The 19,905-nt window shown below is 68.1% G+C and carries 19 protein-coding genes and 4 tRNA genes; 8 read left to right on the forward strand and 15 right to left on the reverse strand.

Annotated elements, in window-relative coordinates; all coding sequences use genetic code 11:
- Positions 1–10 precede the first annotated feature (10 nt).
- The 5 genes from ACWDNU_RS22265 to ACWDNU_RS22285 all read right to left on the reverse strand — a co-directional run bounded on the left by ACWDNU_RS22265 (position 11) and on the right by ACWDNU_RS22285 (position 3,230).
- A complete protein-coding gene (locus tag ACWDNU_RS22265) occupies positions 11–979 on the reverse strand; it encodes a cation diffusion facilitator family transporter (protein ID WP_449670307.1) in 969 nt (322 codons plus the stop codon).
- A 17-nt stretch (positions 980–996) separates the two neighbouring features.
- Positions 997–1,629 carry a DUF1345 domain-containing protein gene (locus ACWDNU_RS22270; protein WP_449670308.1) on the reverse strand — a complete coding sequence of 211 codons (633 nt, stop codon included), beginning with the start codon at positions 1,627–1,629 and terminating at the stop codon, positions 997–999.
- A gap of 295 nt (positions 1,630–1,924) precedes the next feature.
- Entirely contained in the window at positions 1,925–2,239 is a 315-nt protein-coding gene (locus ACWDNU_RS22275) for an HAD family hydrolase (protein ID WP_449670309.1), read from the reverse strand.
- Between the two features lies 1 nt (position 2,240).
- On the reverse strand, positions 2,241–2,684 hold the full coding sequence (locus ACWDNU_RS22280) for a hypothetical protein (RefSeq protein ID WP_449670310.1): 444 nt from the start codon (positions 2,682–2,684) through the stop codon (positions 2,241–2,243).
- 162 nt (positions 2,685–2,846) lie between these two features.
- On the reverse strand, positions 2,847–3,230 hold the full coding sequence (locus tag ACWDNU_RS22285; protein WP_449670311.1) for an MFS transporter: 384 nt from the start codon (positions 3,228–3,230) through the stop codon (positions 2,847–2,849).
- An 83-nt stretch (positions 3,231–3,313) separates the two neighbouring features.
- Here ACWDNU_RS22285 and ACWDNU_RS22290 point away from each other — a divergent pair, with 83 nt between their 5' ends.
- A complete protein-coding gene (locus ACWDNU_RS22290) occupies positions 3,314–3,769 on the forward strand; it encodes a hypothetical protein (RefSeq protein ID WP_370935143.1) in 456 nt (151 codons plus the stop codon).
- 126 nt (positions 3,770–3,895) lie between these two features.
- Here the strand turns inward: ACWDNU_RS22290 and ACWDNU_RS22295 are convergent, their stop codons facing one another.
- Positions 3,896–5,782 (reverse strand): hypothetical protein, encoded by a 1,887-nt coding sequence (locus ACWDNU_RS22295; protein WP_449670312.1) that lies wholly within the window; start codon positions 5,780–5,782, stop codon positions 3,896–3,898.
- A gap of 641 nt (positions 5,783–6,423) precedes the next feature.
- Between ACWDNU_RS22295 and ACWDNU_RS22300 the strand changes: the two genes are divergently transcribed.
- A complete protein-coding gene (locus tag ACWDNU_RS22300; RefSeq protein WP_449670313.1) occupies positions 6,424–7,515 on the forward strand; it encodes a hypothetical protein in 1,092 nt (363 codons plus the stop codon).
- Between the two features lie 199 nt (positions 7,516–7,714).
- Here ACWDNU_RS22300 and ACWDNU_RS22305 read toward each other — a convergent pair whose 3' ends face one another.
- The 3 genes from ACWDNU_RS22305 to ACWDNU_RS22315 form a co-directional block, all read right to left on the reverse strand.
- Positions 7,715–9,994 carry a hypothetical protein gene (locus ACWDNU_RS22305; RefSeq protein WP_449670314.1) on the reverse strand — a complete coding sequence of 760 codons (2,280 nt, stop codon included), beginning with the start codon at positions 9,992–9,994 and terminating at the stop codon, positions 7,715–7,717.
- 23 nt (positions 9,995–10,017) lie between these two features.
- Positions 10,018–10,090 (reverse strand) — tRNA-Arg (locus tag ACWDNU_RS22310).
- Positions 10,091–10,104: 14 nt separating this feature from the next.
- A tRNA-Thr gene (locus ACWDNU_RS22315) sits at positions 10,105–10,176 on the reverse strand.
- A gap of 210 nt (positions 10,177–10,386) precedes the next feature.
- Between ACWDNU_RS22315 and ACWDNU_RS22320 the strand changes: the two genes are divergently transcribed.
- Positions 10,387–10,596, forward strand: a complete 210-nt coding sequence (locus ACWDNU_RS22320; RefSeq protein ID WP_449670315.1) for a hypothetical protein — start codon at positions 10,387–10,389, stop codon at positions 10,594–10,596.
- A gap of 1 nt (position 10,597) precedes the next feature.
- Entirely contained in the window at positions 10,598–10,987 is a 390-nt protein-coding gene (locus ACWDNU_RS22325) for an SCO4402 family protein (protein ID WP_449670316.1), read from the forward strand.
- A 502-nt stretch (positions 10,988–11,489) separates the two neighbouring features.
- Here ACWDNU_RS22325 and ACWDNU_RS22330 read toward each other — a convergent pair.
- On the reverse strand, positions 11,490–11,837 hold the full coding sequence (locus ACWDNU_RS22330; protein ID WP_449670335.1) for an aromatic-ring hydroxylase C-terminal domain-containing protein: 348 nt from the start codon (positions 11,835–11,837) through the stop codon (positions 11,490–11,492).
- A gap of 39 nt (positions 11,838–11,876) precedes the next feature.
- Entirely contained in the window at positions 11,877–12,824 is a 948-nt protein-coding gene (locus ACWDNU_RS22335; RefSeq protein ID WP_449670317.1) for a LysR family transcriptional regulator, read from the reverse strand.
- 183 nt (positions 12,825–13,007) lie between these two features.
- On the opposite strand from ACWDNU_RS22335, the gene ACWDNU_RS22340 reads away from it, so the two are divergent.
- Both ACWDNU_RS22340 and ACWDNU_RS22345 read left to right on the forward strand, forming a co-directional pair.
- The gene (locus ACWDNU_RS22340) at positions 13,008–14,066 is read left to right on the forward strand and encodes a flavin-containing monooxygenase (RefSeq protein WP_449670318.1); all 1,059 of its coding nucleotides are present in this window, start codon (positions 13,008–13,010) and stop codon (positions 14,064–14,066) included.
- Positions 14,038–14,562, forward strand: a complete 525-nt coding sequence (locus ACWDNU_RS22345; protein ID WP_449670319.1) for a hypothetical protein — start codon at positions 14,038–14,040, stop codon at positions 14,560–14,562. Before ACWDNU_RS22340 ends, ACWDNU_RS22345 begins: the two co-directional genes overlap by 29 nt.
- A 495-nt stretch (positions 14,563–15,057) precedes the next feature.
- Here the strand turns inward: ACWDNU_RS22345 and ACWDNU_RS22350 are convergent.
- The 3 genes from ACWDNU_RS22350 to orn all read right to left on the reverse strand — a co-directional run bounded on the left by ACWDNU_RS22350 (position 15,058) and on the right by orn (position 16,169).
- Positions 15,058–15,130: transfer RNA gene (locus ACWDNU_RS22350), tRNA-Lys, on the reverse strand.
- A gap of 282 nt (positions 15,131–15,412) precedes the next feature.
- Positions 15,413–15,485: transfer RNA gene (locus tag ACWDNU_RS22355), tRNA-His, on the reverse strand.
- A 75-nt stretch (positions 15,486–15,560) separates the two neighbouring features.
- Positions 15,561–16,169, reverse strand: a complete 609-nt coding sequence (gene orn, locus ACWDNU_RS22360; RefSeq protein WP_449670320.1) for an oligoribonuclease — start codon at positions 16,167–16,169, stop codon at positions 15,561–15,563.
- 118 nt (positions 16,170–16,287) lie between these two features.
- On the opposite strand from orn, the gene ACWDNU_RS22365 reads away from it, so the two are divergent.
- Both ACWDNU_RS22365 and ACWDNU_RS22370 read left to right on the forward strand, forming a co-directional pair.
- Positions 16,288–17,820, forward strand: a complete 1,533-nt coding sequence (locus tag ACWDNU_RS22365; RefSeq protein WP_449670321.1) for a helicase HerA-like domain-containing protein — start codon at positions 16,288–16,290, stop codon at positions 17,818–17,820.
- A gap of 73 nt (positions 17,821–17,893) precedes the next feature.
- Complete coding sequence (locus ACWDNU_RS22370; protein ID WP_449670322.1) at positions 17,894–18,280, forward strand: DUF3224 domain-containing protein; 387 nt, start codon at positions 17,894–17,896, stop codon at positions 18,278–18,280.
- Positions 18,281–18,397: 117 nt separating this feature from the next.
- On the opposite strand, the gene ACWDNU_RS22375 is transcribed toward ACWDNU_RS22370, so the two are convergent.
- Complete coding sequence (locus ACWDNU_RS22375) at positions 18,398–19,330, reverse strand: S1C family serine protease (protein WP_449670336.1); 933 nt, start codon at positions 19,328–19,330, stop codon at positions 18,398–18,400.
- Positions 19,331–19,905: the final 575 nt, after the last annotated feature.

The raw sequence follows: 19,905 nt of genomic DNA on the forward strand, positions 1-19,905 counted from the left end.
TACCTGGGCCTTACTCGACATACCAGTCGGGCAGCGGAGAGGGCCGGAGGTCGGTCGGATCCCCCGGCCGAGCCAGAGTCACCACGGCCCGCTGGATCTCCGGCCGCGCGTCGAGCGCGTCCTGGACATCGTTGACCCGCGCCGCGACGGCGGATTCAGGCGCGTCCCCGGACAGATCGACCGCGGCGACAAGAAAGATCTTGTCCGCCCCGACCCACTCCATGTGCAGGAAACTGACCCGCTCGATCGCCTCGTGCTCAAGCAGCGCCCGCAATACCCGGTTCCGGGCGAGCGGCGTGACCTTCTCCCCGGTCAGAAAATCCATGTTGCGCACAATGAGGAAGACCGCGACCGCGCCGAGCAGCAGCCCGACCAGGATCGAGCCGAGCGCGTCCCAGCGGGCGTCGCCGGTGAGCTGGTGCGCCAGAATGCTCGCCCCGGCGATCACGAGCCCGGCGAGCGCCGAAAGATCCTCGGCGAACACCGCCCGCAACACTGGATTGGACGTGACGCGCACATACCGCAGCGGCCGGAGCTTCCGGGTCGACGCGCCGCGCCGCGTCTGGCGCAGCGCCTGGGCGAACGAGATCCCCTCAAGCACGAACGACACCCCGAGCACCGCGTACGCCCATCCGTACGAGGACGATTCCTCCGGCGCGCGCAGCGACTGCGCCCCGTGCCAGACCGAGACCGCCGCCCCGACCGTGAACAGGCCGAACGCCGCGAACATCGACCACACGTACCCGCCCCGGCCGTAGCCGAGCGGATGGGTCTGGTCCGGGCTCTTGCCCGCCTTGCGCTCGCCGACGAGCAGGAACACCTCATTGCCGGTGTCCGCCCAGGAATGCGCCGCCTCGGCCAGCATCGCCGCCGATCCGGTAATCGCCGCCACCGCGGTTTTCGCCGCCGCGATCAGCACGTTGGAACCCAACGCGACGAGGACGGTCGTCAGGCTCTCGCCGGGCCGTGGTTCGGTCATGCTGGGGTCCTTCGCGCTCAGTGGGTGACGATCCCGGCGACAAGGTTGATCGTGGCCGCCAGGATGACCGTGCCGAACACGTACGACAGCAAGGTATGCCGCAGCACGACCGCGCGGATCGTCGAACTGGACACGCTGGTGTCGGACACCTGGTAGGTCATGCCGAGGTTGTAACTGAAGTAGAAAAACTCCCGATACGCGGGCGGATCGTCGGAATTGAAGTCAATTCCGGCGGACGGTGCCGCGTAATACAAGTCGGCGTAACGGGTGGCGTACATGAGATGCAACGCCGCCCACACGAAGAACACGCCGCTCAACGCGACCGCCGCGGCCGCGGGACCGGCCGACTGCCCGGAGACCAGCAACACCACGATGCCAGCCAGACCGCACAACGCGGCAGTGACGACGATGAGCTCCTCAAACGCGGGCCGCACATCCTCGCGGCGCGCGTACTGGCGGGTCAGCTCCGCCGCCATCGGCCACAACACGAGCCACCCCGAGCCGACAAACACCGCCGCGGCCACCGCGATTCCAGCCAAGACCCCCAGCGCGGCACCGGAACCGAAGCCCGCTCCGACACCGACCGCGACTCCCGCCGCCGCCGTGATCCAGAGCCGCCGCGCCACCGGTGCGAGAAAACTGAACCGCATTCCTTTAACCCCCTGAAGACTGCGGCCCTTGACCGTCCACGCCGAAGTGCGCGCAGAGACAGACGACCTTCCATTCGAGCTCTTGGAGTTTCTCGCCGGCCTGATCAACGCTGGAAGCCATGGCGGGTACCGTACCGTTCAGCTGAGCCATGGGTATAGCGCGGCGGTTTGAACGCAGCCGTTGTTCCAGGGATTTTGGTGCGCGGAACAAAGAAAATTGTCCGCCGTCACAAGATCCCGTCAAACCCCAGCGAGAACCCCCAACCGGGCACAACCGAGGAGATAGCCCTCAGGATCAGGCTTGCCACGGGAAACGTCCTCCGCAGTAATGACCGTGTCGAACAACGCCCGCACCCCGAGGCATCGGTTCGGCCACGTCGGTCGCGTAGGACATCGCCTCGGCGAACAATCCGTCCAGTGTGTACTCACCAGGAAAGAGATGAAGGTTCTCAGCCAGCACAGTCTTGCCAGGACGCCCAGCAAACGACGCCAGCAACGACTCGTCCAACTCGACTCTGTGCGCGCGGAACAACCGACGCCACGCGGCCTGACTGCGGGGTTCGGTATCGACGAGCGTCCCATCGAGATCGAACAGAGCTGCGTCGAGCATGTCATTTCCTTTCCGTGCCGAGCGCGAGGACGGCGGCGATCAGGGCAAGTCCAGTGAACCCGCCGAGCACAGTGGCGAACGAGGGGGTCGTCGCGAAGGGGAGTCCAAGATAAGCCGTGCTCGCACCGGCGACCCCGAGCGCGGCGCACAGTTGGGCATTGGTGTTGAGTAAACCGGAGAGATCCGCGACGCGATCCGGCCGAGCCGTCGAGGTGACACGGTCGATCAGCGAGTTCGAACTGGCCCCGAGGCCAAGCCCGCCGATCCCGAGAAACACGATCAGCAGCGGCCCAGGACGCCCGGCGATCGACAGGTGGACGCACAACGAGGCATAACCGGTGGCGAGGAGAAGGCACCCAGCAGTAGGCGCGAACCTCCGCCAGCGAGTGGGAAGACGGGGGAGTGCCAGCCCAGCCACCCCGAAGGCGGCAACCCAGGAGACCATGGCCAACCCGGTCGCAGCCGGTCCGAAGCCGACGCCAGAGATCAGCCGAGACGAGCAGCCCGCCGAGAACCTGCCCCGCAACAGCTCCGCCAGAAAGCGCGACCGCGTAGTACCCCAGCGCCCGACCCCGGTCGGTGCCGGCGAAGTGCGTCTGGATTCCGCTCAGGACCTGCGGCACCATGAGCGCCCCGGCCGCCCTTGCGGGAACCGCGCGACGATCAGCCAGCCGACCCCCGGTGCGATCCCGCAGGCCAGCGACGCGGCGGTGAACCCGGCCAGCCCCCACAGGAAAATCCTCCGCCGCCCGTTCGTGGCCCCCAGCCTCGCCCCGGTGACCAGCAGCACCGCGCAGGCGATGAGACACCCCGAGACGACCAGCGCCACCGGCCCCGCGCCAGTACCGAGCCCGGTCCGGATCGTGGGTGCGGCGATGTTGACCACCGCACCGTCCACATTGACCATGAACTGCCCGGCCAGCAACACCCCGAGCAGCGACCCCCGACGCGGGCGGATCTGCTCGGAGGGCGGGGAGAGTTCGACGGCCACGGGTGTCGAGCGTGCCTGGGCGGGGCGGTGCGCTGGCGGATTTCGGACACTGCTCTCGATCTTGGTGACGGGTACCATGAGGCATGGACGACGGTTCTCCGAAATTCGAGCTTCGGAACGGAATGCTTCGCGACTCCGGTCTTGCCGTGGTGGAAGCGAGTTATTCTTTACCCGGGCCTGTTCCGATGGACGCCTGGCGAGTGGTGATCAGCGGAGACGCTGTTCCGACCGTCCGGGTGCCACACGATTCCGTCGCGGGAAACAATGTCGGCGAAATTGAGCGAAGCTGGGTGTCGACGGCTGCGGAGTTCGGCATTTTCGGCCCCGGAGGGGACTTCCTGCTCAGTGTCGGAGCAGGTCAGCTGGGGAGCCTCCCGTGGGCGCACGTCCGCCGTGGCCAAGACTCCTCCCTTGCTCGTCACCTCGCGGACCATCCTGGCGAGCCTGAATTCGTGGCAATGTCCATGGACGGCCGCGCAATTTGCGGGGTTACCACTGAGGAATACGATGTTTGGATCATCGGCGCCAACCTTGGTTGACCGGGTCCCGGACGAGCCAATGCCCGTCCGGGGCCCGCTCTGCACACACGCCAGGCAGCTGACCAATTCCGGCGTTCACCCGATCCCGCCCAGGCCGGAGTGTCCGCCAGAACCGGCAGCGACGCCTCAGCGTGCAGGCCAGCGCACCGCGTGCACCTGATGGTCGCCGTTGTCGGACTTGCCGATGACATCCCCGCGCGCGTTGACCCCCAACGCCCGCGCCGAGGCCCCGCCCGGCAGCGACGGCAAAACGGTCAGGGCCCCGTCCGCATTCCACCGCAGCGCCCGGTCGGGAACGCCGGAACTGAACGCGGCCCAGCCGACCACCTCTCCAGCACCGGTGATCCCGGTGGCCTCAGCATGGGTCGACCCGGCGGGAACAGCGAGGACCGTGAGCTTGCCATCCACACCCCACCGCGCAGGCCGATTGGCGGTATAGCCAGCCGCCTCGCCGCGGTCATTAACCGCGAGGGCCGCGGTGTAACCGGCCAACGGCAGGCCGGGCAACTGGGTGAGCGTCCCGTCCGCCGCCCAGCGGAGCGCGTGCCGGGAGGTGTCGTCCCGGTGCCCCGAGTGCCCCACGACGATGCCCCGATTGTTGACCGCGGCAGCGCCGCCGGTGAAGTCGCCGTCCAGCTTGGGCAGGTAAGTCGAAGTCCCGTCCGCGTTCCACCGGATCGGCCGCGCCCCTCTCGACCGCTGCGCCGTCCGGCCGACGATCACTCCGCTGTCGTTGATCCCCGCAGCGCTGGACCAGGCGTTGCCACCCGGCGTCTTGAGCCGCGTGACGGTCCGGTCCGGGTTCCAGCGGATCGCCCAGGAGCCGTCCGTGCCCGCGATGACGCCGCGGTCGTTGATCGCGCTCGCCCACCGGGTATCCCCGTCCGGGTCGAGGTCGGTCATCCGGCCGTCGCGAGACCAGAGCACCGGATGCAGCTTGCCTCCGGTTTTCCAGGAACTCCCGATGGCCTGCCCGCGGTCGTTGATCGCACTCGCCGAGGCCGATTCGAACCGAGGCAGCGAACGGCCCAGATCGACCGCCTGTCCCGACGGCGACCAGCGCACCGCCCGCCGCACGGAGCCGGCGGACGCCACGGAATAGCCGACGACCGTGCCATGCGAATCGATCGCGGAACCGCCGCTCTCCCGACTCCCCGGCAACGCGCCGAGATCGGTAATGCTGCCGGGGGAATCCCAGCGAACAGCGTGACTGACCCCGTCCGCGCCGATGGAACTGCCGGTGATGACCCCGGCTTTGTTGATCGCGTTCGCACCGCCGCCCGAGTCCGGCGAACCGAGTCCCGGCAGCTGGTGGACGGTCCCGTCCGCGTCCCAGCGCACCGGCCGCCCGCCGGAACTGCCCACGACGACCCCGGCGTCGTTGATGCCGGTCGCCTTGCTGCCGTTGGCCCCGGGAAGCATGACGAACTTGCCGTCGGAGTTCCACCGGACAGCCTGATTCCGAATAGTCCCGACGACCGTCCCGCGGTCATTGATCGCCAAGGCCGCCGACTCGTCGGCGCCGGACGGCATCGGGAGCATCGTCAGATTCCCGTTGCCGTCCCACCGCGCCGCCTGCCCGCGGGAATTGACCGGCATAGTCAAGCCGACCGCGACGCCCGCGGAATTGACCGCCGCGGCTTCGCCGTACCCGAAACCGCTCGCCGAACGCAACTCGACGAACGACCCGTCCGGCTGCCAGCGCACGGGTTTCCACGTGCCGTCACCGTTGTAGGCCGACCCGACGACGACACCCCGGTCACTGACCGCCCGCGCCGCCGACCTGCTGAACGGCGCGGGAACCGGCAACCGCGAGACCTCGCCGCCCGGCTCCCAACGCGCAGCGACGGACGCCTCGGCCCCCGTGTCGTAAAACCCGACCGCGACGCCACTGTCGCTGATCCCGGTGACCTCGCTCGAGGTATCGCCCGGAAACGCGCCGAGATCGACGACCGCCCCCGTCGCAGCGGCTTGGTTTCCGCCCAAGAGGAGACCGCCGCCGAGTAAAAGCACGGAAAAGAAAGTGCCCGGAAAGGAATGTCTTCGCACCACTCGAGAACACCTCCCGATGCGCGCCGAATGCGCGACCGAGGCGAGTATGGCCCGGGCGGCCCGGTGGCGGAAACCCGCTGTTCGGACGCGCGGGATCGGCTGGTTGTCTGCGGTCAAGGCACTGTCGTGTCCACTATGGACGATCTCATGGCAGCAGGTGTCAGCAGGAAATCTTCCTTCTCTGCCGCGTCGTGGCGACGATGTCGTGTCGCCGGTGTCCGGCGCGTGCGGAAACTGAGCTTGCCGCTGCCTCGGCGAACGCCGCATATTCACAAGGCCGGGCGTCGGATAAATGGTTGAGCAAAGTTGATTGAACTTGCTTATTTGATTTCTTCTCGGAGTTCGCAGTCGCGGCGGTTCCTCCTTCTGTCGCGGCCTCAAGGGGTGCGAGTTCTTCCAGGTTGCTGTTGTTGCCGCGGATGGGGCCGCCCCGTGCACGGTCGGGCCAACGGCATGCGGAACCAGTGCGATATTTGGTCGATTTGTTCAGTTTGGGAGTTCTCGTGGTGCCAGCCCACGCCGTCGACGCTCTTGGGCTCGCGTATTAATCTCTTGCTCACTCGGGTCCGATCAGGAGCCGCCTGGTCAGGACGGATTCGCCGATGAGCGCAGTCCCCGATGCCAACACACCGCCGGCGGCGGACCGCGTCGTTGTCGAGCCGGTGCCGGGTCGGCCGTTGAGCGAGGACCGATGGTTCGCGCCGAGCGTGCGCGGGGACCGGAATGTACGGCGCAAACGTGCTGTGTTCCTGTTCGTCTGTTTGACGACGGGCCTGGCGCTGATCGTGTTCGCCCGGTCGAAGATCTACCTAGCTCTTCCCGTCGTCGTGACTGCCTTCGCGTCTGCCCGGCTCTGGTTGCTCGCCCGGAGCGCGTTTCGTGCTCCGCGAAAAGCACGGGAGCGGTTGCTCGACATGCCGTTCCGTAAAGTGTTCGTGGACGACGACATGCTCCAGGCCACGAAGCGCGCGCTGTACCTGAGGCTGGCGAACGACCGGTGGTTCCGCGTCGGCACGCCAATGGTTAACGGGTTGTTCAATAGCGGGAGTTATGTCTGGACGGTGGGCCCCGAACCTTCGGGCCGTGCAGGGGTCGTGGTGCCCGGCTCAGTGGCTACTGCCGTTCTGCGCGCCCGCGCACTGCCCGACTCGGCGCGTCCGGTGCCCCCTTTGGTACCGCGTCCGACTCACAACGCGCAACTTCGCCTCGTCGTCCGGCTCTACCGGCCGCGGAGAATCGCGGCCGCCGTGACGAGGCTCGCGCTGACGGCCTGGCTGTGCGCCACCTACGCGCCCCTGCTGCTGCACACCTACCGGCAATCCGACGAACTCCTCGGGCTCGCCACGTTCCTCGGGCTTTATCTGGCCGGCGCCCTCGTCTGGACGTCGGCGGCATCCCTGCACTACTGGCTGAACCGCGCACCGCGGGCAGCTCGGGCGACCCAATGGACACCACTGCGGCTTGTCCCCGACTCGATGAGAAACGGCGGGAGGAACCGGAAACTCACCTGCCGGGCCACCTCACCGGAAGGATCCCGCATGGTGTCCGTCGGCGGAGCCTCCCTCGTCGCCGCAGCCCGCACGACCGGGGTGCTGTGGGTAGCGGGCCAGCCAAAGAAAGGCGTTGTCTCCATCGGATTGCCCGGCTACCCGATCCTCGGCCACGCGAAACTCGGGCGCATCGAGCACCGTTGACCCGCGCAGCGGGGCCGGGGCGAATCGCGCTCGGAGCAACTGTCGGCCAAGGGATTCGCGGATGACAACTGCTCACGGCCAGCCGCGAGTTCCACAAAGGCGATCTCCAGCGCGAGCGTCGGAGGACACGGCGCGGTCGACCTGTAGTCCGGAAAAGGGCCGAAGGTGCACAGCGGTCTGAAACAGGACAGCCAACGCGTTAGCGTGCGTGGTCGGTGGCGTCTGGCAGGCACCAGTGCCTGCCGGTGGTCCAGCCGAGGAAGCGCCGTCCCGCCTCACCTTCCACTTGCCCGTCCGGGGTGAACCGACCGCCCTCCACCACCTGGGCCAAACCGGTGACCGCCGGGGCAAACCGTTCCGCCAAGCCTGCTCGGGTCACCTGCTCGCCGAGCTGGCGTACGGTCGCGCGCTGAGTGTCGGTGTCGCAGAAGCTCAGGAAGAACAGTGCCTGCCGCCAGGCGTATGCCGCGTTCTTGATCGCCTGCAGGGCTGCGTGGTGATGGTCGGTGCGGGTCGCCAGCCGGGTCACCGTCCATTTCAATGACTCTGCGGCCAGGTCGGGCGCCGATGCCCGGAGCCGGTTCCGCAGACCCAGTGTGTGCACCAGGACTGCCAGGTTTTGCGTCGTGAGGATCTGGCTCTGCTCCAGGACCGTGCCGTTCGCGGCCACCGAGCCGGGTCTGCGCGCTGGCTGGGCTTCGGCAGCTCGGGTTACGCACATGTCGGCGAAGTCGTCGGCGGTGCGCTTGGCGAGCGCGCGAAACGGCCGCGGGCGTGGCGTCGAAGGCCAGGACTGCGGCAGGTCGTAGTAACGGGCGTAGAGCGTGCCTGCCAGCGTGCGGCTCGTGAGTTCCGCCGCCGTCCGCCATTTCGCGGTGAACTGGCCCATGAAGATGTCCGCGGCTACCTCCTCCACCAGCGGCATCGGCAGCCCGGCCTGCTTGGCGAGCGCGCCCAGTTCGCGCACCAGCGTGTTCGGCAGGATCGCGTGCGGGAACGCGTTGAGCGCCAGCAGCACCGTCTGGGCCAGCGTCTGCCGGGCCGCCCGGGCAGTGTCCGGACGCCATACTCGCAATGGATCGATCGCCTGGACCCAGGGCAGTTCCTCAAGCCGGACCTGGTTTTCCAGATCGAGCAGCAGCAGACTGCGCCGGCGGCGGAAGGCCGCGTAGGTCTGGGCGTACAGCGTCGAGAGCTGCTCGTCGTCGAAGTTCGCGGCCAGCAGCTGCGCGGTGATCTGGGGCAGGACCGTCGCGAGCACGTCGGCCGAGGTGATCACGTTCCGCGCGACCAGTTCCTCGATCGGCGCCTCCAGCGCGCGGGCGATTTTGGCGACCAGGTGGGCCGGTGCGTCCTCGGCGACGGGTTCGATCGACGGCAGCCCGCCGTCGGCCGGAAACCGGTCCAATCGCTCGGCAAGCGCGGCCGCGAGTTCGGCGTGGGTGGGCCGCGCGGCGACCGCGGCCTGCAGCGCCCGCAGCGCCGCCCGCGGTTCCGAGCCCGGTTCGCCGTGCTTGGTGATCGTGTTCGCCAGGGCACGGCGGATCCAGCCCACGTCCCGCCCGTCGAGTTCCGTGCTGTCGCGCTCGCACGCCAGCAACGCGCGGTGCAGCCGGGCGAAGTTGCTCTTTGGATGAAGGTGGGCTTTCGACGCGGTGTGCCGGGCGCTCGCGCTCGCGTAGTCAGCGAGCCACTCGGCGCGGCGCTGCCTCCAGTCGGCAGGCCAAGTACGGCACGGCCAGCCGCCGGCGACGCCGGTTTCGGCCAGCCGCGGCAGATCGCCCTCCACGGTGTCGCACCACAGCGCGACCAGCCGGTCGAACAGCGGATGCCACACCTGCAGCGTTTCCAGCATCTCCGCGATCGCGGGCCGGGTGCTGGCCGACCGCAGCGATTCCCGGACCTCGCCGACGGTGCTCAGCCGCACCAGCGCGCCCGCCGGCCGCGGCGCCGCGCCGGGCAGCGGGGCCAGCCGAAGGCGATGCAGGTGCGGACGAAGCTCGGCGACCAGGTCGAGCGCGGCTTCGGCGTGCCCGCGGTCCAGCAGCCACGCCACGACTGGCAGCGCGGCGTCCTCGGGAACCTCGATCCGGTAGGACTCGGAAGCCAGCATGGCTCGGAGCGCGGCGAGCCCGGCGTCGGTGAGATACCAGAGGTTGAGCCGTTCGCGGTCGGTCGTGCCGGGCCCGTCGGCGCACAGGGCGGCCTCGGCAGGGGAAAGCGGAACCTCGGCCAGGAAGCGGCCGGTAGCGAACCCGCCGTGCGCGACTTCGAGGGTTACCCACGCCGGAGCGCCCGTGACCGGAACCCGCGAGCCGATCCGGAGAGAGCCGCCGGCAATGCCCGTCAGGACGTCCTGCCACCGGCTTGCTTTCGTCCGCGCACGCTGGCGTGTCGCATTGTCCTTCGCGGACATAGCGGTGCGGACAGCCCGCTGCAGCTGCCCGTAGGCGTACCCCGGCGACGCGGCGTGTCCCATGTGGATTCCCCCTGCTCTCAAAGACTTGGAGGCAGGATTCGAACCTGCGCCCTCCCGGTCCGGAGCCGGGTGTTCTGCCTGCTGAACTACTCCAAGACGCGGAGGGGCGGACATGGAGGCGGGATTCGAACCCGCGCCCTCCCGGTTACGAGCCGGGTGATCTGCCGCTGATCTACTCCATGCCGTTCCCCGCACTGGAAAGCCTATGCTGATGCGGGTCGGCACCGCCACCGATTTCAGGCGGTACCCGCTAGTCCAACGGGGGAGTGCGAATCTCATGCACGACGCCCGAGCCGTGCTGGAGGGTCCACGGCTCCCACGCAGACCCTGGAGGGATCGATGACCTCGGAGCAAGCCCGTCCGCAGACGAACTGGCTCTGGAATTCGACGCGATGCGGGGATTCGTGCCAGAGCTTTCCGAATCCGGCCTGGTCGCGAGTTCTGCCATCGCGATGCTGGATGCGATAGCCGAGAAACTGATGGACATGAGCGGTCGCGACAACGAGGATCTGTGGCACGCGAACTCGCTGGAGACCTCAGCCGACTGGAAGGCCGTGCGCACGCTTTCGAGGGATGCCTTGGCCCGATTGGAAATATCTTGACATGAGCGGAATTCGTTTCCCTGGGATCAGAGCTCAGATCGTCTCCGCGGTCGTCAGTTTGTCGGACCGTGACTACCAGGAACGAGTGTGGATCCGGCGCGAACTCCCGCACCCGGACTACTATGACGAATTCGATTTGGCAGTACACTCCCTCTTCGACGACTCGCAGATTCTTCCGGCCCCCGCCCCCGGCTGCGTCGGGGAGCTGATCTACGCCGACGAGGAGTTTCCGCTCGCTCGGCTGGGTGAGGTACTCGGCCCGCTGGTCGACGAACTCGGGGACGTTCCCGACGCTGATTACCTGAACAGCCCGCAATGGCCGGAAGTGATTCGCCGGGCGAAGGCTGTGCGAGAAATAATGGAACGGAACGAGGAAACCCATCGTGATTGACAAACTCGGCGTCCAGCCCGAGGAGTGACGCGGTGGTGCCGCCGTCGATCCACCGGATCACCGGGACCCTGAAAACGTGCCTGAACCGTCCAGCTGTCTTCTCGACATGGCAGTCGATCATCCCCTGTATCCGTTGTTCCATCCGATCACACACATCGGGTCGACGCGAGTCGCGCGGACAGCGGCGAGCGAACGCGATCGACCAGGACACCGCTCCGGTGCTGGCCCGGCGTCTCGCCGCCCAGAGCTCGGAATGAGAGCGCCTCGGAACGCAATGGAAAGACGACGACTTGGCCTGCACCCAGTTGGAGCCGCAGTCCGCTGCATCCCGTGTCTGTCACCGTCCTGCCGCGGGCGGCGGAAGCGATCATCCTGCGACCAGTGAGAAATCTCGGGGCTTCCTTTTCCGAGTTCCTGGAAACTCAATGCGGCTCGCGGGCCAGGCAGCGAGCGCGGTCAGTTTGCCCGCGCTGGTCACCGTCATCGCACCCTGGTGCGTTGCTTACGGCGTCTGGCTCGGATATGCCAGCGGGACGCCAAGCCAGGTTTGCAGTGCTTTGTCCGGCGAGTCCCGGCCGGGTTCGCCTGCCCAGGCAACGTAACCGTCGGGTCGTACGAACATGGCCGCCGGAGCGTCGTCGGTCAGTGGGGCCGTGGTGATCGTTCGCATGCGGTCGCGGTACGGGGCGACGAGGTCGTGCAGCGCACCGGAGGGGTCCAGCAGGAGCGCTCTGCCGTCGTGCATGTGGTCGGCGAGGCGGGATCCGTCAGCCAGCGCGTAGTCGGGTGCGCTCGCGCCGACCAGCGGATGGTCGCCGGAAAGGTCGTATCGCTGCCAGACACCCGAGATCTTCTTCGCCCAAAAGGTCTGGTGTCGTTGCGGATCGGTTCAGCGCGGCCGATGCGTCCCCGGTCGCCCAGCACGGTCGCCGCGGGGGCGGCCCGCCCCTTCCAACAGGGCCTGCGCGGCCTCGCGGAACGCGGCCACCAAGTGCGCGGTCTCCCCGGCGCGGGTGGCGAGCACCACCTGGCAGGGCGCGAAGCCGCGCAGCGGGATCGAGGTCAGGTCCGGGCGGGTGCTGTCGGCACGCAGCCCGGCGGGCACGATGGCGACGGCTTGCCCGGAGGCGACCAGCTCGAACGAGTCCTCGAGATGGCCGATCAGCGGACCGCCGGGTGCCGGCGTGCCGTCCGGACGGGGGTCCAGACGCCAGTACGAGTCCCACTCCGCATCGGGCAGCCTCGGCATGGGCTCAGTCGCGATGTCGTCGTGGGTGACCGATTCCCGGCCGGCCAGCCGGTGGTCCCCGGCCACGAGCAGCACCCGGGGCTCCTCGTACAGGACGGTGACGCACAGCCCGTCAGTGGCGAACGGCAGTCGCGTCACGACGGCGTCCACCCGGTGACCGAACAGGGCCGTCCGCAGCTCGAACAGCTCCAGGTGCACGGTGTGCACCTCGGCCTCCGGGTGGTGGTGGCGCAGTCGCCGCACTGCCGGAGTGATGATCAGCCCGCGCGTGTGGCCGACGGTGACCCGGCTGGACGCCGCGGCCGCGCGGGCCTCCGCCGCGGCCGTCGCGGCGACGGCCAGCAATTGCCTGGCGTGGGGAAGGAACGCGGCTCCGGCAGGGGTAAGGCGGGTGCCCTGCCGGTCACGGTCGAGCAGCCGGGTGCCGACGCGCTGCTCAAGAGTCCGGATCTGGCGGCTCAGGCTCGGTTGCGTGACGTGCAGCAGTGCCGCGGCGCGGCCGAAGTGCTGCTGCTCGGCGACCACCGTGAAGTAGCGGACCAGCCGGAGGTCGAACTCGACCGATGGCAGCGCGTCGGTCGGGTTCACAACACCCAAGATAACCCGCTCGCTGGACCGTGATGCCTGAAACGCGTCACGGGATGCGAAACAAGCCTTGGACGGCCTCCCTCGGCAGCGTGGAGTGTTTGAAGTGAGGTGACGGGCACGGGCCGAGCGGGTGCCCTCCTCGCGCGAAAACCGCTTGAGCAGAGCCGATGTGGGAGTGCCATCGTGATCGAGTACTACGAGACTGTCGTGGTCGGTGGGGGTTTCGGCGGCATCTGCGCTGCGCACGATCTGCTGGCTGAGGGCCGGGAAGACTTCGTCATTCTCGAGCGTGCCGCGGAACTGGGCGGAGTGTGGCGGGACAACCGCTACCCCAATGCGGCCTGCGACGTCCCGGCACATTTTTACAGCCTCTCGTTCGCGCCGAACCCGACGTGGACGCGCAGCTACGCGCCGTGGGACGAGATTCTCGCCTATATCAACAAAGTGGCCGAAGATCTGGGGATCCGGGACCGCGTCCGGTTCGACACCAGCCTGGTGTCGGCGAGCTGCGAAGAACCCGCGGGGGTGTGGAACCTGCGTACCGCCGAGGGAGCATCGCTGTCGTGCCGGTTCCTGATCGTGGCGAGCGGTTCGCTCAGCACCCCTCGCATTCCCGACCTTCCGGGGCGCGAGACGTTTCGCGGCGACGTGATCCACACGGCGCAATGGGACGACCGAATCTCCCTGGCAGGTCGACGCGTGGCGGTCGTCGGTGCGAGCGCCAGTGCCGCGCAGGTTCTCCCCTACGCCGTCGATGTGGCCGAGAGCGTGCTGGCGGTGATCCGCACCCCGCCCTACGTCATGCCGAAGGACGAACAGTTCTACGACCTCGAGGCACAGGCCCGGTTCCGGGCCGAACCGGCGCGGATGGCCGCCATCCGTTCGGCGGCCGAGCACAGGTTCAACGTCGAGGCGGAGACACAGGCGGTCATGGACGAGGCCAACCTCGCCAAGCTGCGAAGGGCAGTGGCGGGACTACCTGGAGTCGGAGATCCGCGACGCGGGCCTGCGCGAACTCCTGACCCCGTCGTACCGGTTCGGCTGCCGCCGGCCGGTCATGTCCAGCACGTTCTATCCCACCCTCGCCGACCGCAAAACCACTGTCTGGTCGGCAGAAATCGAAGCGATGACCGCGACCGGCGTCATGACCAGCGACGGGCGCGCCTGGGACGCCGACGTGGTCGTTCTCGCGACCGGCTTCACCGCGACCGCCATGTTCGCCGGGATCGAGTTCCGCGGTGAATCCGCGTGCTCGTTGAAGGCGGATGCGTGGCGCGAAACGCCACATGCCTACAAAGGGACTGTCGTCGCGGGGTTTCCCAACCTCTTCCTCGTGACCGGGCCGCACACACAGGCGAGCGGGTCGATCATCGCGGTCATCGAGGCGCAGATGAAGATGATCATGCAATACATCCGGCTGGTCGAGGAGAACGGCGCTGTCTCCGTTCAACCGTCGCAGCGAGCTCAGCGGGACTTCAACGCCTGGGTCGACGGCGCAATGGCGGACTCTGTCTGGGAGGCCGGTGCGTGCCACAGCTGGTACCGCCAGGGCATGACGGGCAAAGTGGTGACCAAATGGCCCGGAAGCCTCGCGAGCCTCCAGAAAATGACCAGCACGCTCGACCTCGACGACCTCGTGCTGAAGTCAGGCGCGGCAGGGTCTCAATCTCGGCCGACGACCGGGAAGCCGACCAGTTCCCGCGCAGAATCGGCGTCGGCCGTGTGGTACGCGAAGTAGGTCGTCACCGGACCGTCCTCGTGGCGAACAATGCTCATGAAACCGGGCGGAGTGTCGATATTCGAACAGCGCCGTATGCCGAGGTATCTACCGCGTCCTGAACTGTCGGATGGCTACACGGTTTTTGCAGTCGCGCACCAGACCGCGGCGCCGCGCACGGCTGTCCAGCTTCCAAGGACGCCGCTGCGCCGACGGTCCGTACCCAGGCCGGGCGGACTTCGCACCGCTTCCGCCCGGCCTCCGGCGCGGCGACTCTTGCTCTCGGCGCGGCGAAGAGGGGCCTCTACGCCAACGTCGCCCAGGAGGTCGCCGCCGCTGCCGCCCGCAAGCTTGCCGGAGCCACCCGGCGGAAGACCAGGCTTCACCCGGCTCGCGCTCCCGGGCTTCCCTTGGGCTCCCCGGAGACCACAATGGACAGACAACAATCGGAAGAATGTCGTTCAGACAGCACAAATCCCCAGGCCGAAAACTTCTCGAACCTGGGGAGTGTGAGGGTGCGCCATCAGGGACTCGAACCCCGAACCCGCTGGTTAAGAGCCAGCTGCTCTGCCAATTGAGCTAATGGCGCTTGGTGCTTCCCGCCGCTGTGGTTTCCCTCGGCGACGTGGAAAAGATTAGCAGGGCGTTCAGACCCCGTTCCAGGGGGGGTCCCCTTTTCGGTCCGCAGGGGCAACCGCCCTGGTCAGCCGCAGTGACCCACGGTGAACCCGGCGAGCGGGAGCCGGCGCGACGGCAGTTGGGCAGCGCAGAAGCCGCAGTGACCTGCGCGACACCCGCCCTGCCACCGTACCCCGGAAATGACAAAACCCCGGCTTCTCCGAAAAAGATCTCGGTGAAGCCGGGGTGCAAGGGTGGCTAACGGGGCTCGAACCCGCGACCTCCTGGACCACAACCAGGTGCTCTACCAGCTGAGCTATAGCCACCATCTGGCAAAAAGATCTCGCGATCGCCTTGCTGGAAGCAATCCTAGCGGGTGCCCGCGAGCGCTTTTCAGGGGGTCACCCTCGGTGGCGTTCCAGCACTTCGGCGGCGGCGGCTTTGGCCTCGTCGCTCGTCGGGCCGGGCTGGGGGACGAAGGCGATCGCGCGGTAGTACTCGAGTTCGCCGACGGACTCCTTGATGTCCGCGAGCGCGCGGTGGGCCAGGCCTTTCTCCGGCTTGGCGTAGTAGATCCGCGGGTACCAGCGGCGCACGAGCTCCTTGACCGACGACACGTCGACCATCCGGTAGTGCAGGTGGCTGTCGAGCGCGGGCATGTCGCGGGCGATGAACCCGCGGTCGGTCGCGATCGAGTTGCCGGCGAGCGGCGCGCTGGCCGGGTCCGGCACCCATTCGCGGATGTACTCCAGCACGCGCTGCTCGGCCTCGGCCAGCGTGGTCGTCGAGGCGCGGACTTCTTCGGTGAGGCCGGACTTGGCGTGCATGTCGTGGACGACCTGCGGCATGCCGTCGAGCTTGGCGTCGTCGGCGTGGATGACGATGTCGACGCCCTCGCCCAGCACGTTCAGGTCGGCGTCGGTCACCAGCGCGGCTATTTCGATCAACGCGTCCTTGCCGAGGTCGAGCCCCGTCATCTCGCAGTCGATCCAGACAAGATGGTCGTTCACCCGCACCACCCTAACCCGACACGGGGATATCAGCGGCGTCACCTGGGCTTCCGGCGCGTTACGCTCGGTCAGCCAGTGCAACGAGGTGTGATTTCGGACTCGGAACGGGGTGCGGCCAGTGGCCGAGCAAGCGTCGGGACCAGCGGCGGAGATCGCGCAGGGATACGTCAGCGACGGGGCGGCCGTCGAACTGGGGGCGGTGGTGATCGACGGGAAGACGGAAGCGTCGGCCGCGGTCCGGTTGCCGCTGGCGACGCTGAACCGGCACGGCCTGGTCGCGGGCGCGACCGGCACCGGCAAGACCAAGACGCTCCAGTTGATCTCCGAGCAGCTGTCCGCGGCCGGGGTCCCAGTGGTGCTCGCCGACGTCAAGGGCGACCTGTCCGGGCTGTCCGCGCCCGGCGAGGCGAGCGACCGCACCGCGAAACGGTCCGCGGAACTGGGCGACGACTGGGCGCCGGCAGGCGGTCCGGTGCAGTTCCTGTCGCTCGGCACCAGCGGCACCGGGATTCCGGTGCGCGCGACGATCACCAGCTTCGGTCCGGTGCTGCTGTCGAAGGTGCTGGGGCTGAACGAGACGCAGGAATCGACGCTCGGCCTGATCTTCCACTGGGCCGACCAGCGCGGTCTCGCCCTGCTGGACACCAAGGACCTGCGGTCGGTCATCACTCATCTGACCAGCGACGAGGGCAAGGAAGACCTCAGGGGCATCGGCGGGGTGTCCGCGGCGACGGCGGGCGTCATCCTGCGCGCACTGTCCAATCTGGAGGCTCAGGGCGGCGAGGAGTTCTTCGGCGAGCCCGAATTGGACGTCCACGACCTGATGCGCCAGCAGGACGGCAAGGGCGTCATCACCTTGCTGGAGCTGGACAATCTGCAGTCCAAACCGGCCCTGTTCTCGACCTTCCTGATGTGGCTGCTGGCCGAACTGTTCGAGGAGTTGCCCGAGGAAGGCGACCTCGATCAGCCGAAGCTGGTGTTCTTCTTCGACGAGGCGCACCTGCTGTTCTCCGGTGCGTCGAAGGCGTTCCTGGAGCGGATCGAGCAGACGGTGAAGCTCATCCGGTCGAAGGGCGTCGGCGTGTTCTTCTGCACGCAGCTGCCGACCGATATCCCGAACAACGTGCTGTCCCAGCTCGGTGCGCGCGTGCAGCACGCGTTGCGCGCGTTCACGCCGGACGACCAGAAGGCGTTGGCGCGCACGGTGAAGACGTATCCGAAGTCGCCGCACTACGACCTCGAGACGGCGTTGACGTCGCTGGGGATCGGCGAGGCGATCGTTACTGTGCTGTCCGAACGCGGGGCACCGACGCCGGTCGCGTGGACGCGGTTGCGTGCGCCGCGGTCGAAGATGGGGTCAATCGGGGCGGACGCGATCCGCGCGGCGGTCACGTCGTCGGAGCTGAACGCCAAGTACGGGGAGACGATCGACCGGGAGTCGGCGTACGAGAAGTTGACGGCGAAGGCCACGCCTGCCGAGCAGCCCGCTGCCGAACCTGAGGCGCCAGCCGCTCCGAAGCCGGAGAAGGAGGAGCCGGGGATGATCTCGCAGGTGTTGAGCAACCCCGCGGTGAAGTCGTTCATGCGCTCGGCGGCGAGTTCCCTCGGCCGGGAGTTCTCGCGCGGACTGTTCGGCAACCGGCGGCGCTGAGATACCTGACAGGAGATGGCAGGTATCCGCGGTTGACTGTGCCTGATCGAGTTTCCGGCAGAGGAGCAGCAGCATGACCAGTACCGCCGTCGCCGCGTTCGAACTGGACAAATGGGAGCCGCAGGCGCAGGACGAGGCCGGTGGCACGGCGTTCGCGCAGGTACTGATCGAGAAGACGTTCGCCGGGGCGGTCGAGGGGACTAGCCGGGTCGAGATGCTGACGGCGTCGAACGAGACATCGCGCGCGTACGTCGCTTTCGAGCGCTTTACCGGCTCCGTCGACGGACGGAAGGGCAGCTTCGTTCTCCGGCACACGGCCGGGGACGAGGGTCTGTCGCTGGTCCTGCTTCCCGGCTCGGGCACAGACGAGCTGGCAGGCATCTCCGGGTCGGCCGACATCGCGATCGACGACGCGGGCAAGCACACGTTCACGCTGGTCTACGAGCTGCCGGGCGTGTGAAGAAGCCGCTCTCTCCAGGTCCCGAATCCCCGGAGAGAGCGGCCAGGTTTCCTCACCGTCCCGAGTGAGGAACGAAGGCGGGCCGCCCCGACCGCGGTCCGCCTCCGGGGTTCCCGGTCAGCCGTTCCCGATCTGGTCGACGATCTTCTTGGCGTCGTTGATCGGGATCGCGAACCCGATCCCGACGCTGCCGGCCCCCGAGTTCGGGCTGTAAAGCGCGGAGTTGATGCCGATGACCCGACCCTGGCTGTCGACGAGCGCGCCGCCGGAGTTGCCCTGGTTGATCGAGGCGTCGGTCTGGATCGCGGTGTAGCTGGGGCCGGACGTGACGTTCGAGGTCTGCCTGCCGAAGGGCGAGTTCTGCTGATCGCCGCCGTCTCCGCCGCCGACGTCGGACAGCGGCCGGTTGAGCGCGCTGACGATGCCGGTGGTGACGGTGTTCTGCAGCCCGCCCGGCGACCCGATCGCGATGACCTGCTGCCCGACGGCGAGCTTGCTCGAATCGCCGAGCGTCGCCGCGGTGAGCCCGCTCGCGCCCTGCGCCTGCAGCACCGCGATGTCGCTCTTGGTGTCCGAGCCGACGACCTTGGCCTGGTATTTCTTGCCGTCCGATGTGGTGACCGCGACGGTTTGGGCCCCCTGCACGACGTGCGCGTTGGTGAGGATCCGGCCGTCAGCGGTGAGAATGACGCCCGACCCGATCGCCGTGCCCCGCCCGGTCGTGACGTTCACCTGAACAACACTGGGCACGACCTTCGCGGCGACGGTGCTGACGTCCCCTGAGCCGGTGGTGTTGCTGATCGTCTGCCCGGTAGCGGAGGACGACGCGGTGGTCGAGGACCCGCTGGAACCGCCGCTCAGTCCGACGATCGCCGCGCCCGCACCACCGCCGAGCAGCGCCGCGGCTAGCGCAGTGGCTCCGACGAGTGCGGCCATGCGTCCAGGTCGCTTCCGCGGACCAGCCAAAGCCGCGGGCGGTTGCGCGGGCTGCGGCATCGGCCCGTAGTGCGGGGTGCCGGGTTGGTGCTGTGCGGCGTGCTGGTTCGGCAGGGGAGCGGTGTTCGGCTCGGACCGTGAGGCAGCGTCCGGCTGGGATTGCTGGGCGCTGTCCTGCCCGACCGGTTGGGCAACACTCGGCCGACTCGCCGGGACACCGCCTGGCGTCTGCGCGTTGCCCGGCACCGGTTGCTGCGCGGGTCCCGCCGCCGCTGGCCGCGCGCCATCGGTCGCCGACGGCCTTTGCTGCGCGCCATGCTGCGGCCCCGCCGGAACTTGCTGGCCGGCGTGCGGCATCTCCGCGTTGCCGCCGAACGGACTCGACCCGGCCCGGTACTGGCCGTACTGCTCACTGCGCTGGTGCGGCTGGCGCCCACCGGGTGTAGCGGGGCCGGGCCGGCTCTCGTTCTCGGTCATGAACCCAGACTCGCGCCCGTGCTTATGAGCAGCCTGTGGAAAACCCTCAGGCTTTCCTGAGAAGAATCAGCTGAGAATTCTCAGCCGTTCTCAGCCGGCAGTGCATCCTCGTCCGTGCCGTGCCGTGCCGTGCCGTGCCGTGCCGTGCCGTGCCGTGCCGTGCCGTGCCGTGCCGTGCCGTGCCGTGCCGTGCCGTGCCGTGCCGTGCCGTG

It is taken from the genome of Amycolatopsis sp. NPDC003676 (genome assembly GCF_053587275.1).

Bases quoted from the DNA above. Each gene is read 5' to 3' on its own strand.
- ACWDNU_RS22265 (WP_449670307.1), bottom strand. From the start codon at position 979: ATGACCGAACCACGGCCCGGCGAGAGCCTGACGACCGTCCTCGTCGCG.
- ACWDNU_RS22270 (WP_449670308.1), bottom strand. From the start codon at position 1,629: ATGCGGTTCAGTTTTCTCGCACCGGTGGCGCGGCGGCTCTGGATCACG.
- ACWDNU_RS22275 (WP_449670309.1), bottom strand. From the start codon at position 2,239: ATGCTCGACGCAGCTCTGTTCGATCTCGATGGGACGCTCGTCGATACC.
- ACWDNU_RS22280 (WP_449670310.1), bottom strand. From the start codon at position 2,684: ATGGTCTCCTGGGTTGCCGCCTTCGGGGTGGCTGGGCTGGCACTCCCC.
- ACWDNU_RS22290 (WP_370935143.1), top strand. From the start codon at position 3,314: ATGGACGACGGTTCTCCGAAATTCGAGCTTCGGAACGGAATGCTTCGC.
- ACWDNU_RS22300 (WP_449670313.1), top strand. From the start codon at position 6,424: ATGAGCGCAGTCCCCGATGCCAACACACCGCCGGCGGCGGACCGCGTC.
- ACWDNU_RS22305 (WP_449670314.1), bottom strand. From the start codon at position 9,994: ATGGGACACGCCGCGTCGCCGGGGTACGCCTACGGGCAGCTGCAGCGG.
- ACWDNU_RS22320 (WP_449670315.1), top strand. From the start codon at position 10,387: ATGCGGGGATTCGTGCCAGAGCTTTCCGAATCCGGCCTGGTCGCGAGT.
- ACWDNU_RS22325 (WP_449670316.1), top strand. From the start codon at position 10,598: ATGAGCGGAATTCGTTTCCCTGGGATCAGAGCTCAGATCGTCTCCGCG.
- ACWDNU_RS22345 (WP_449670319.1), top strand. From the start codon at position 14,038: ATGTTCGCCGGGATCGAGTTCCGCGGTGAATCCGCGTGCTCGTTGAAG.
- ACWDNU_RS22370 (WP_449670322.1), top strand. From the start codon at position 17,894: ATGACCAGTACCGCCGTCGCCGCGTTCGAACTGGACAAATGGGAGCCG.